This window comes from Halomonas halophila (assembly GCF_030406665.1).
GTDB classification, from domain to species: Bacteria; Pseudomonadota; Gammaproteobacteria; order Pseudomonadales; family Halomonadaceae; genus Halomonas; species Halomonas halophila.
The window spans coordinates 656,890-669,405 of the sequence record NZ_CP129121.1; the positions used below are offsets into that span (position 1 = coordinate 656,890).

Here is a 12,516-nt window from a genome sequence, read left to right on the forward strand (position 1 = left end):
CACCGCGATGCGGCATGGGCCCAGGGGGCGGCGTCAGTGAGTGCGCGGCCTCAGCGCAGGGCGCGCAGCTCGCCGTTCAGCGCCTTGATGATGGTGTAGCACATCAGAATCATCACCACCGAGAAGGGGATCGCGGTGGCCGTGACGCCGGCCTGGAGCGCCGAGAGCCCGCCGCCGATCAGCAGCACGATGGCGATCAGGCCTTCCACCGTGGCCCAGAACATGCGCTGGGGGCGCGGCGCGTCGATCTTGCCGCCGGCCGTGATGGTGTCGATCACCAGCGAACCGGAGTCCGACGAGGTGACGAAGAAGATCAGCGCCAGGATGATGCCCAGGGTCGACATCAGGCCCGACAGCGGCAGTTCGTTGAGCATGCCGAACAGCGACAGCTCGGGGCTGTAGTTGTCGATCACGTATTCCTTGATCAGGCTACCGGCCGGATTGGCATAGAGCTGGTCGAGGGCGGTGGCGCCGAACACTCCCATCCAGATGAAGATGAACAGGCTCGGGATCAGCAGCACGCAGATCACGAATTCGCGCACCGTGCGGCCCCGGGAGACGCGGGCGATGAACATGCCGACGAAGGGCGCCCAGCTGACCCACCAGGCCCAGTAGAAGATGGTCCAGGACTGGCGATAGGCGTCGTCCTCGCGGCCGAAGGGCGCCGACAGCGGGATGAACTCCGTCACGTAGGTCTCGAGGCCGCTCCAGAAGCCGGTGAGCGCGGCCAGGGTCGGGCCGGCGAACAGCACGAAGAAGAAGAACAGCACGGCCATGCCCATGTTGATCTCGGAGAGCCGCTTCACGCCGCCGTCCAGGCCGCGCCACACCGAGACCAGCGCCACCGCGGTGACGGCCACGATCACGATCACCTGGGTGGTGATGCTGACGTCCAGGCCGAAGACGAAGTTCATGCCGGCGTTGGCCTGCTGGGCGCCGAGGCCCAGCGAGGTGGCCAGGCCGAACAGGGTCGAGAACACCGCCAGGATGTCGATGGCATGGCCCCACCAGCCCCAGACACGGTCGCCCAGCAGCGGGAAGAAGGCCGAGCGGATGGAGAAGGGCAGGCCCTTGTTGTAGGTGAAGATGGACAGCGCCAGTGCCATGACCACGTAGACGGCCCAGCCGTGGATGCCCCAGTGCAGATAGGTGCCGGCCAGGCCCATGGCGGTGGCGTCGGCGACGGCCTCCGGGTTCAGCCCCCCGTCGGCGCCGAAGGGCGAGGGCGTGCCCAGTGGCGAGGAGACGTTGGCGTGGTAGACCGGTTCCAGCACGCCGAAGAACAGCAGGCCGATGCCGATGCCGGCGGCGAACAGCATCGCGAACCAGGAGAGATAGCCGTACTCCGGCGTGGCGTCGGGCCCGCCCAGGCGGACCTTGCCGTAGGGCAGCACGACCAGTGCCAGGCAGAACAGGATGAAGCCATCCACCACGATCATGAAGTAGCTGTCGAGGGTGCCGGTGGAGAAGCTGACGATGGACTGGAAGAGGCTGCCGGCCCGTTCGGGGAACAGCAGGGTGAGGACGATGAAGGCGATCGAGGCCAGCGCCGAGATGGCGAAGACCCGGTTATGGATATCGAAACCGATGGGGCCCAGGCTGCCCTCGATGTTGTCCTGGCCGACGGTGTAGTCCGTCTGCATGTCGCTCGACACCGCGGCGGGTGTCGGCTCGCTTGGATGATTCATGAAAGACTGCTCCTGCATGGGGGAGGCGAAATGGCCGACGGAGTCTCTCATACGTCGGCCGGACCGTATGTTCGGTAGCGGCCCGGCCGCGTATCAAAGCCGACTTCGGCACGGCCTCCTGCGGGGAAGTGAAGCGGGCCCGGCGCCTGGCCGGATCGGGCGCTGCCGCCGGAAGCCCGGCGGCAGCGCAGGGTCAGGCCTGCTCGGCGTCGACTCTCGGAAAGCGCGAGCGTGCCTCGAGATCGTCCAGGTCGATGGTGTTGCGCATGTACTGGACGCTGGCGTCGAAGTGCGGCTGATGATCCCAGGGCGTGACCCTGCCCTTCATGTTAGCCCGGGCCACCAGCTTGCGACGGCGCTGGCTGTCGAGCACCTGCTGGTGCAGCCGCTCGATGTCCCAGCGGCCGGCCACCTCGTCGCGGAACTGCCGGCACACTTCCCGGTGGGCGGGATCCTCGGCCAGATTGGTCAGCTCCAGCGGGTCGGCCTCGAGGTCGAACAGCTGGTCCGGATCCGGGGTGGAGTGGACGAACTTGTAGCGGCCGCGTCGGATCATCAGCAGCGGCGCGATGGCGCCCTCGCCGCAGTACTCGCCGATCACCTCGTCGTGGCCGCCCTGGCCGGTGAGGTGGGGAATCAGGCTGCGGCCGTCGACGGGCACGGCGTATTCCGGCGCCTGGCCGTCGTTGCCCCATTCGGCGAAGGTCGGCAGCAGATCCATGGTGGAGACGGACTGCTTGACCCGGCCGGCGGCGTAGCGGCCCGGCGCGTGGACGATCATCGGCACCCGGGCGGAGCCCTCGAACCAGCTCATCTTGTACCACAGGCCGCGCTCGCCGAGCATGTCGCCGTGGTCGCCGGAGAACACGATGATGGTGTCCTCGGCGAGTCCGCTCTCCTCGAGGGCCTTCAGCACCTTGCCCAGCTGGTCGTCGACGTAGCTGATGGCGCCGTAGTAGGCCCGGCGCGCGTTGCGGATCTGCTCGTCGGTGACGGTGTCCTCGTCGCACTGGTAGACGTGGCGCAGGCGCTTGGAGTGCGGATCCATCAGCTCGCGGCAGTAGGGCACCCGCGGCATGTCGATCTCGTCGTGCGCGTAGCGGTCCCAGTATTCCTGCGGAATGGTGTAGGGATCGTGCGGGTGGGTCAGCGAGACCGTCAGGCAGAAGGGACGGTCCTGGTCGCTGCGTGCGTAGTCATAGAGGAAGCGCTGGGCGCGGAAGGTCACCTCGTCGTCGAAGTCGAGCTGGTTGGAGCGCACGCAGGGCCCGGCCTGGGTGACCGAGGACATGTTGTGGTAGTAGCTGGGGCGCGACTCGACGTCCTCCCAGTCGACGTACCAGCCGAAGTCGGCCGGATAGATGTCGGAGGTCAGGCGCTCCTCGAAGCCGTGCAGCTGGTCCGGGCCGCAGAAGTGCATCTTGCCGGTCAGCGCCGTCAGGTAGCCGGCGTCGCGCAGGTAGTGGGCGTAGGTCGGGGTGTCGGCGGCCAGCTCGGCGGCGTTGTCGAAGCCGCCGATGCGCGAGGGCAGCTGGCCGGCCATCAGGGTGAAGCGCGACGGCGCGCACAGCGGGCTGTTGCAGTAGGCCGAGTCGAACACCACGCCTTCTTCCGCCAGGCGCGACAGGTTCGGCGTCTTGACCACCCTGTGGCCGTAGAACGGCAGCGACGGCGCCGCCATCTGGTCCGCCATCAGAAACAGGATATGGGGTTGCTTGCGCGCCATGGGAGCTCCTCTTGTTCATTGTGGCCACGCGCATCGTCGTGGTCGCCGCGTCGGTGTGTGTCGAGGCGACAGTCTCCCTGCTAATCTCAAACCCTGTAAACTCGCTGATTTTTTATGTCTGGAATTAGATTAACTAATGTCTTTGATGGATAAACGGGTATCGCCCAACGGCCTGCGGGTGTTCGAGGCGGCGGCTCGCCACCTGAGCTTCACCGCCGCCGCCCGGGAGCTGCGCTCCACCCAGTCGGCGGTCAGCCAGCAGGTCCGTGCCCTGGAGGAGCAACTCGGCCTTAAGCTGTTCGATCGCGTGCACCGCGGCGTACGCCTCACCGAGCCGGGCCAGGCGCTGTTCGAGGCCGTGCAGGAAGGCTTCGCGACCATCGAGAACACCATCGACCGGCTACAGCGGCGCCATCGCAACCCCCGCCTGAACATCCTCACCGACTTCTCGCTGGCCTCCTACTGGCTGCTGCCGCGGCTGCCCGACTTCCGCCGCCGGCATCCCGACATCGACGTGCGCATCCAGACCAACCAGGGCGTGTTCGACTGGCAGGGCCAGGAGGTCGACATCGCCATCGTGTTCGGCGACCGCCGCGGCCTGGAAGGCGCGACGCGGCTGCTGGACGAGGAGGTGTTTCCGGTCTGCAGCCCCGGTTTCCTTGGCCAGCACGGCCCGATCGACGGGCTGGCGCGCCTCGGCGAGGTGCCGCTGCTGACGCTGAGCGCCGACCAGGGGCAGCAGTGGCTGGACTGGCCCGGCTACTTCGTGCGCCTGGGCGGCCGGGCGCAGCCGGCGCCATCGGAGCTGATCTTCAACAACTATCCGCTGCTGGTGCAGGCGGCGATCGCCGGGCAGGGGGTCGCGCTGGGCTGGCGGGGGCTGGTCGACGACCTGATCGAGCGCGGCATGCTGACGGTGCTGGACGGCCTCTCGCTGAGCACCTCCAACGGCTACGGGATGATCGACGTCCACCCCGAGGATCGGCGCGACGCCAAACGGGCTTTCATGGCCTGGATACTGGCCGGCTGAGCGTCCTCGACACGAAAAAGCCCCGGCCTGGGCCTGGGCTGGGGCTTGCGTTGCCGTTGACTGTCTGAGGGCCTGTCCCTCAGTCCTCGGGGTCGTTGGCGGAATCCACACCGCTTGCGGGGGCCACCTCGTCGTCGACGCTGCCCTCGGCGTGGGTGGCGGCATCTTCGGCGGGATCGTTGGCGCTGTCCGTACCGCCTTCCTCGACGATCGGATCGTCGCCCATCTCACCGTCATGACCTTCCATGGTGCCCTGCTCGACCTCGTTGGCACTGTCGACGCCCTGGTTGGGGGCCAGTTCGTCTTCCTCGTGATGTGACGCCAGGGCGGCGCCGGACAGCATCATCAGAGCGCTGAGGGTGACGGCAGCGGTCGCAATACGTTTCATGGTGCACCTCTCATCCATTTGGGTGTGATAGGCATCCGTGCATTTCGTCGAATGCTATACAAAACCTATGCAAAAATTCCCGGATACGCAAGGGGGATGCCTGAAACGACAGGAGCCCGGCCATGGCCGGGCTCCTGTCGTCGGGACGAGAGAGGTGCTGGAAGCGTCAGGTCAGGCTGGCCACGGCGGCCTTGGCGATCTGCACGTCCTGGTCGGGCTTGACGCCGGAGATGCCGATGCTGCCGGCCACCTGGCCGTCGACGATCACCGGTACGCCGCCGGACAGCAGGGCCTGCAGCGGTGCGGTGGCGAAGGCGGTGCGGCCGTTGTTGATCATCTCCTCGAACACCTGGGTCTCCTTGCGGCCGATGGCGGCGTTGCGCGCCTTCTCGGTGGCGACGCCGGCGCTGAAGGGCGCGGCGCCGTCCAGCCGGCGCAGGCCGAGCAGGTGACCGCCATCGTCGGCCACGGCGATGGTCACGGACCAGCCGTTGGCCTCGGCTTCCTTCTGTGCCGCATCGAGCAGGACGTTGACGTCGTCCAGGGTCAGTACAGCTTTGGTCTGCATCTGGTTAGCTCCTTCTTGGGATGTCTGGGGGTATCAGTCTGTCATTGAAAAGCGCCGTGGACGATCATGCCAGCGCCTCGTCCACGATCTCGATCCAGTGCCTGACCGGAGTGCGGCCGGCGCCGTTCAGGTGCGTCTGGCAGCTGAAGGAATGAGCGCGCGTCACGATCATGCCAGCGCCTCGTCCACGATCTCGATCCAGTGTCTGACCGGGGTCCGGCCGGCGCCGTTCAGGTGCGTCTGGCACCCGATGTTGGCCGTCACGATCACTTCCGGATCGCCGGCCTCCAGGGCGTCGAGCTTGTTGTCGCGCAGTTCGGTGGCGAGCTCGGGCTGGGTCACCGAGTAGGTGCCGGCCGAGCCGCAGCACAGGTGGGCGTCCTGCACCGGGGTCAGCGAGAAACCGAGCTTGGCCAGCACGGCATCGACGCTGCCACCGAGCTTCTGGGCGTGTTGCAGGGTGCAGGGGCAGTGGAAGGCCAGGCGCTTGTGCTCGCGCAGCGTCAGCGGTTCGAGGTCCTCGTCGCGCAGGATCTCCACCAGGTCCTTGGCCAGGGCGCTGATGCGCGCGGCTTTCTCCGAGTACTCGGGGTCGTCGGCCAGCACCTCGCCGTATTCCTTGACCATGGCGCCGCAGCCGCTGGCGGTCTGCACGATGGCCTCGCAGCCGGCCTCGATGTGAGGCCACCAGGCGTCGATGTTGGCGCGCATCCGCGCGCGGCCGGCGTCCTGGGCATTGAGGTGATAGTCGATGGCGCCGCAGCAGCCGGCCTCCGGGGCCGGCGTCAGGCCGATGCCGAGGCGGTCGAGCACCCGGGCGGTGGCGGCGTTGGTGTTGGGCGAGAGCCCCGGCTGCACGCAGCCCTCGAGGATCAGCATCTGGCGCTCGTGACGGGCACCCTCGGGGCGGCTGCCGGCGTCCACCGGCGCCGGCGGCATCTTGTCGCGCAGGGCGCCGGGCACCAGCGGGCGGAAGGTCTGGCCGAGCTTGAGCAACGCCTGGAAGCGGGCCGGCTCGACCAGCGCCTTGCGCAGGCCGAAGCGAAGCGCGCGCTCGGCGGCGGGCCGCGGCGCCCGGCGCTCGATCTCGGCGCGGCCGATGTCGAGCAGCTTGTGGTATTCCACCCCGGACGGGCAGGTGGTCTCGCAGTTGCGGCAGGTCAGGCAGCGGTCCAGGTGCAGCCGGGTCTCCTCGGTGACGACGTCGTCTTCGGGATTCTCCAGCATCTGCTTCATCAGGTAGATGCGCCCACGGGGGCCGTCGCGCTCGTCGCCCAGCAGCTGGTAGGTGGGGCAGGTGGCGTTGCAGAAGCCGCAGTGCACGCAGGTGCGCAGCACCCGGTCGGCCTCGCGGATGTGCGGCTGTTCGAGATCCTGTTCGGTGAAGTGCGTCTGCATGTCAGAGCTCCGCGTAGAGTCGGCCCGGATTGAAGATGCCCTTCGGGTCCAGCTCGGCCTTGAGCCGGCGGTGGTACTTGAACATCACCTCGGGCAGCGGGGTGAAGGGCTCGGCGGCGCCGGGCGTGAGGCAGGTGGCGTGTCCGCCGGCGGCGGCGCAGGCATCACGCAGGGCCTCGGCGGGCAGGTCGCTTCTCAGCCAGCGCTGGGCGCCGGCCCAGTCGTGGAGCATGGCCTGCTCGTCGAGGCCGTCGGCCTCGAGGCGGGCGCGCTGGGGCAGCGAGATGCGCCACAGCGGGCGGTCGTCATCGCCGCCGAAGAACGGCAGGCGCTGCTCGCGCAGGTCGTCCCAGAAGCCGGGATCGAGGTCCTCGCCGCCGAGGCGCGCGCGGGTGGTGGCCACCGAGCCGGGGCCGCCCTCGAGGCGCAGGTGCAGGGCGCCGTCCTGCCAGGCGGCGGCGGTCAGCGGCAGTGGATGACGGCCCCATTCGGCGAGGCGCTCGCGGGCCTCGTCCAGCGGCATCTCCAGCCGCAGGCCGTGGCAGGCCGAGGGGCGCGGCAGCACCTTGAGCGTGACCTCGGTGAGCAGCCCCAGGCCGCCCTGGGCGCCGACCATCAGCCGCGACAGGTCGTAGCCGGCGACGTTCTTCATCACCTCGCCACCGAAGCGCTGTTCGTCGCCGGTGTGGGTGATCACCCGGGCGCCGAGCACGAAGTCGCGCACGGCACCGGCCCAGGGGCGACGCGGGCCGGAGAGTCCGGCGGCGACCGTACCGCCGACGGTGGCGGCGTCGCCGAAGTGCGGCGGCTCGAAGGGCAGCATCTGGTCGTTCTCGGCCAGCGCCGCTTCCAGTTCGGCCAGCGGGGTGCCGGCGCGCACCGAGACGATCAGCTCCACCGGGTCATAGCCGGTGATGCCGCGATGCTCGCGGGTGGCGAGCGTCTCGACCTCCCCGGTGCGGCCCCGAACCTGTCGACCATAGAAGGCCTTGGTGTCACCGCCGACGATGCGCAGCGCCGTGCCCGCGGCGTTGGCCTGGCGGACGCGCTCGCCCAGCTCGGTGCTGATGTCCCGGTCCTGCGGGGATGTGGATGTGGCCATGATCATTCCTCAAAAACGGGGCAGCTCGGGGTGCGGCAGCTCGCCGCCGTGCACGTGCATGGCGCCGAACTCGGCGCAGCGCGCCAGGGTCGGGATGTTCTTGCCCGGGTTGAGCAGGCCCTCGGGGTCGAAGGCCGCCTTCACCGCGTGGAAGGTGGTCAGCTCGTCGCTGCCGAACTGGGCGCACATTTGGTTGATCTTCTCGCGGCCCACGCCGTGCTCGCCGGTGATCGAGCCGCCGGCCTCCACGCACAGCTCGAGGATCTTGCCGCCCAGTGCCTCGGCCTGCTCGAGCTCGCCCTCGCGGTTGGCATCGAACAGGATCAGCGGATGCATGTTGCCGTCGCCGGCGTGGAAGACGTTGGCGACCTTCAGGCCGTAGGCCTCGGACAGGTCGGCGATGCCCTGCAGCACGCGGGGCAGCTCGCGGCGGGGGATGGTGCCGTCCATGCAGTAGTAGTCCGGCGACATGCGGCCCACCGCGGGGAAGGCGTTCTTGCGCCCGGCCCAGAAGCGGGCGCGCTCGGCCTCGTCGCGGGCCTGCTGGATGTCGATGGCGCCGGCCCTCTCGAGCACCTCGCGGACCCGGTCGGCGTCGTCGTCGACGTCGGCTTCCACGCCGTCCAGCTCGCACAGCAGGATGGCCTCGGCCTCGACCGGGTAGCCGGCGTGGATGAAGTCCTCGGCGGCGCGGATCGCCAGGTTGTCCATCATCTCGAGCCCGCCGGGGATGATGCCGGCGGCGATGATGTCGCCCACGGCGCGACCGGCCTTGCCCACGTCGTCGAAGCTGGCCATTAGCACCTTGGTGGTCTCGGGCTTGGGCAGCAGCTTGACGGTGATCTCGGTGACCACGCCGAGCATGCCCTCCGAGCCGTTGAACAGCGCCAGCAGGTCGAAGCCCGGGGCGTCCAGCGCCTCGCTGCCGAGGGTCATGCGCTCGCCCTCGATGGTGAGGATCTCGACCTTCATCACGTTGTGCACGGTCAGGCCGTACTTGAGGCAGTGCACGCCGCCGGCGTTCTCCGCCACGTTGCCGCCGATGGAGCAGGCGATCTGCGAGGAGGGGTCCGGCGCGTAGTAGAGGCCAAAGGGCGCGGCGGCCTCGGAGATGGCCAGGTTGCGCACGCCGGGCTGGACGCGGGCGATGCGGGCATCGGGGTCGATCTCGAGGATCTTGCTGAAGCGCGACATCACCAGCAGCACGCCCTGCTCCAGCGGCAGGGCGCCGCCGGAGAGGCCGGTGCCGGCGCCGCGGGTGACCACCGGCACGCCCAGTGCCCGGCAGCCCTTGAGCAGCGCCTCGACCTGGTCGAGGGTCTCCGGCAGAGCGACCAGCATGGGCATGACGCGATAGGCGGCCAGGCCGTCGCATTCGAAGGGGTGCAGGTCCTCCTCGCGATGGAGCAGCGTCAGGCCGGGGGCGGCCTGCTGCAGGCTGGCGAGCACCTCCGCCTTGTCACGGCGGGGCAGCTCGCCGTCGAGTCGTGCGTCGTAGTGGATGTTCATGACGGCTCCGGCTGGTGAGGCGGCGATGGCATGACCGCGATCAGAACACGCCTCTTGCGTTTGCAGAAATATTTTCCAGTTGTTTCCCTGTCCACGCTCGTTTGCCGCGAGAGCGAATCGTCGCCGCGTTGTCAGGGAAGGTCCGATAAGGAAACGATACGACCCGCAGGGCGCCGATGGCTATTCTGGATCAATGGTAAGACCAATTGCATGCCGCGCTTCTTGCGTCGAAGGGCGATGATCTCCATGGACAATCAAGGGGTTAGGCATCGGAGCGCCGAGGATGACCGAACCATCGCCCGGCGCTCGTTAGACTAATGAACGAGTCGTCCCGAGCCCGCCCGCGGCCTTGGCCGTGGGCGGGCGCCGGCTCAGCCGAGGGCCAGCAGCGGGTCGCCGATGCCGAAGACCTGAATGGCCACCAGGCCTATCAGCCCCGCCGCCAGCACGTAGTAGAGCGTCGGCAGGATCGTCTTGCGGATGGTGATCCCCTCGCGGCCGAGCAGGCCCACGGTGGCCGAGGCCGCGACCACGTTGTGGATGGCGATCATGTTGCCCGCGGCGGCGCCGACGGCCTGCAGGGCCACCATCAGGGCCGTGGAGACGCCGAGCTGCTGGGCCACGTTGAACTGGAAGTCCGACAGCATCAGGTTGGACACGGTGTTGGAGCCGGCGATGAAGGCGCCGAGGGCACCCACGGCGGGCGCGAACAGCGGGTAAATGTCACCGACGCCGTCGGCCACCAGGCTTGCCATGGCCACCGGCATCGACACCAGGTCGGCGGTATTGACGCCGGAGTTGATCAGGATACGCACCATGGGGATGGTGAAGACCAGCACGAAGCCGGCACCGGCCAGGGTGCGGGTGGATTCGCCGAAGGCGGCACGCAGCTCGCCGAGGCGCATGCGATGCAGCAGCGCGGTGAGCAGCACCACCGCCACCAGGATGCCGCCGGGCAGGTAGAGCGGCTGGATGCTGCCGGAGATGCCGGCCTCGCCGAGGATGTTGCTCCAGCTCAGGCTCACCGAGGTCAGCACCTGTTTCAGAGGGTCGATGGTGCGCGAGGCGACCAGCAGCACGGCCAGCAGCACGTAGGGCAGCCAGCCCATGGCGGTGGAGATGGGCGTCTTGCCGACCACCTCGTCGGTCTTGATGACCAGCTTGCCGATCCAGTGGTCCGGCCAGGAGGTCGATGCCGGGAAGTCCCAGCTTTCCCTGGGGATCAGGAAGCCGCGGCGGGCGGCCGGCACGACGATGGCCAGGCCGACCATGGCGCCGATCATCGACGGGAACTCCGGCCCCAGCAGCACGCCGGCCAGTGCATAGGGCACCACGAAGCACACGCCGGCGAACAGCGCGAACGGCGCGATGGCCAGGCCTTCCTTCCAGGAGCGGTTGGCGCCGAAGAAGCGCACCATCACGGTAACCATCAGCAGCGGCATGAACACGCCGACCAGGGCGTGGACGACCGCGACCTCACCGGCCACCAGGTGGAAGTAGTCGAGCCAGCTGCTGCCACCGGCTTCCAGGGCGGCGGTGATCCCGTTCCTGTCGAGACCGCCCGAGACGCCGACCACGATCGGGGTGCCCACGGCGCCGAAGGATACCGGGGTGGACTGGATCATCATGCCGACGACCACGGCGGCCAGCGCCGGGAAGCCGAGCGCCACCATCAGCGGGGCGGCCACCGCGGCCGGGGTGCCGAAGCCCGAGGCGCCCTCGATGAAGCAGCCGAACAGCCAGGCGACGATGATGGCCTGGACGCGGCGGTCCGGACTGATGCCGGAAAAGCCGTTGCGGATGGCGGTGATGCCGCCGGAATGCTTGAGCGTGTTGAGCAGCAGGATGGCGCCGAAGATGATCCACAGGATCGCCACCGTCAGCATCAGGCCCTGCAGGGTCGAGGCCAGCACCCGAGTGGTGGTCATGTCCCAGGCGAACAGGGCGATGACGGCGGTCACGGCGAAGACGATCGGCATGGCGACCCGCGCCGCCATGCGCAGGCCGATCAGCAGGATCCCCGCCAGCAGCAGAGGAGTGAACGCCAGTAGCGCCAGTAGAGAGTCGTGCATGGATGAGGTCCCTCATCGATGATGGTGTTGTTGTGGGTCGCGTGCGGGCGACGATCCGCGGAAACCTTACGGCCGGCCGCGTGGATTGACCATCCAGGGTAAATTGGTATGACCACTATTTCTGGCTCGAAAAGTTTGTCTTACCTTTAAGAAAGGCATGCTGGATCAAAGAGTTAACGCCATTGGAATGAAAGCGAGCGACCTTTTGGCCGGCACGGTGCTTCGACCAATAGACAAGATCGGGCGCGCCGCCCGCGGCGTGCGGGAAAGGCGCCGGCCTGTCACCATCGGGTTTTCACCAAGCGACGAGGAGTCGGCATGACACCTGTGCTCTATGATCTCTGCGGCATCGACGAGCGACTGCGGTTCTCGCCCTACTGCTGGCGCGTTCGCTACGCCCTGGCCCACAAGGGGCTCGGCGTCGAGACGCGGCCCTGGCGGTTCACCGACAAGGAAGCACTGGCCTTCGCCGACACCGACAAGGTGCCGGTGCTGGTCGATGGCGACGAGACGGTGACCGACAGCTACGACATCCTGCGCTACCTGGATCGCGCCTATCCCGAGGCGCCGCTGCTCGGCGAGGGGGAGGCGGAGGCCCGCGCCCGCTTCTTCAAGCACTATGCCGAGCGTGCCCTGGCGCCGGCCATCCTGCGCACCATCGTCATGGACCTGTTCAACGCCATCCACCCCGACGACCGTGCCTACTTCCGCGAAAGCCGCGAGGCGCGCCTGGGCCGCAGCCTCGAGGAGTTCCACTCCCCGGCCAAGGGGCTGTCGCAGCTCGACGCCGCCCTGGCGCCGCTGCGTGGCCGCCTCGAGGAGGCGGATTTCCTCGACGGCGACGCCCCGGGCGGCGCCGACTACCTGGTGTTCGGCTTCTTCATGTGGGCGCACTGCGTGTCCAGCGCCGACCTGATCTCCAATGCCGATCCGGTCTACGCCTGGCGCGAGCGCATGCTCGACCTGCACGACGGGCTGGGTCGCGAGGCGACGCGGGTGACCGATATCGAGGGCGCCTATCGCTAGGGCAGGCCC

At 68.3% G+C, this 12,516-nt stretch carries 10 protein-coding genes; 2 read left to right on the forward strand and 8 right to left on the reverse strand.

Annotation, left to right across the window (positions count from 1 at the left end; all coding sequences use genetic code 11):
- Positions 1-50: 50 nt before the first annotated feature.
- Positions 51-1,688, reverse strand: a complete 1,638-nt coding sequence (locus QWG60_RS03035; protein ID WP_146907611.1) for a BCCT family transporter — start codon at positions 1,686-1,688, stop codon at positions 51-53.
- A gap of 193 nt (positions 1,689-1,881) precedes the next feature.
- Positions 1,882-3,414 (reverse strand): choline-sulfatase, encoded by a 1,533-nt coding sequence (gene betC, locus QWG60_RS03040; RefSeq protein ID WP_046079407.1) that lies wholly within the window; start codon positions 3,412-3,414, stop codon positions 1,882-1,884.
- A gap of 145 nt (positions 3,415-3,559) precedes the next feature.
- Here betC and QWG60_RS03045 point away from each other — a divergent pair, with 145 nt between their 5' ends.
- A complete protein-coding gene (locus tag QWG60_RS03045; RefSeq protein WP_246124618.1) occupies positions 3,560-4,444 on the forward strand; it encodes a choline sulfate utilization transcriptional regulator in 885 nt (294 codons plus the stop codon).
- Between the two features lie 79 nt (positions 4,445-4,523).
- Here the strand turns inward: QWG60_RS03045 and QWG60_RS03050 are convergent, their stop codons facing one another.
- From QWG60_RS03050 to QWG60_RS03075, 6 genes are all read right to left on the reverse strand, one after another.
- Entirely contained in the window at positions 4,524-4,832 is a 309-nt protein-coding gene (locus QWG60_RS03050; RefSeq protein WP_146907607.1) for a hypothetical protein, read from the reverse strand.
- Between the two features lie 166 nt (positions 4,833-4,998).
- Positions 4,999-5,400, reverse strand: coding sequence for a heme-binding protein (locus tag QWG60_RS03055; RefSeq protein WP_046079404.1), 402 nt, complete (start codon positions 5,398-5,400; stop codon positions 4,999-5,001).
- A gap of 168 nt (positions 5,401-5,568) precedes the next feature.
- Positions 5,569-6,798 (reverse strand): glycolate oxidase subunit GlcF, encoded by a 1,230-nt coding sequence (gene glcF / locus QWG60_RS03060; RefSeq protein WP_146907605.1) that lies wholly within the window; start codon positions 6,796-6,798, stop codon positions 5,569-5,571.
- A gap of 1 nt (position 6,799) precedes the next feature.
- Positions 6,800-7,900, reverse strand: a complete 1,101-nt coding sequence (gene glcE, locus QWG60_RS03065) for a glycolate oxidase subunit GlcE (protein ID WP_146907603.1) — start codon at positions 7,898-7,900, stop codon at positions 6,800-6,802.
- Between the two features lie 9 nt (positions 7,901-7,909).
- Positions 7,910-9,409 carry a glycolate oxidase subunit GlcD gene (gene glcD, locus QWG60_RS03070; RefSeq protein WP_046079401.1) on the reverse strand — a complete coding sequence of 500 codons (1,500 nt, stop codon included), beginning with the start codon at positions 9,407-9,409 and terminating at the stop codon, positions 7,910-7,912.
- Between the two features lie 371 nt (positions 9,410-9,780).
- On the reverse strand, positions 9,781-11,481 hold the full coding sequence (locus tag QWG60_RS03075; RefSeq protein ID WP_046079400.1) for an L-lactate permease: 1,701 nt from the start codon (positions 11,479-11,481) through the stop codon (positions 9,781-9,783).
- 318 nt (positions 11,482-11,799) lie between these two features.
- Between QWG60_RS03075 and QWG60_RS03080 the strand changes: the two genes are divergently transcribed.
- The gene (locus tag QWG60_RS03080; protein WP_146907601.1) at positions 11,800-12,507 is read left to right on the forward strand and encodes a glutathione S-transferase N-terminal domain-containing protein; all 708 of its coding nucleotides are present in this window, start codon (positions 11,800-11,802) and stop codon (positions 12,505-12,507) included.
- The last annotated feature ends 9 nt before the right edge of the window (positions 12,508-12,516 follow it).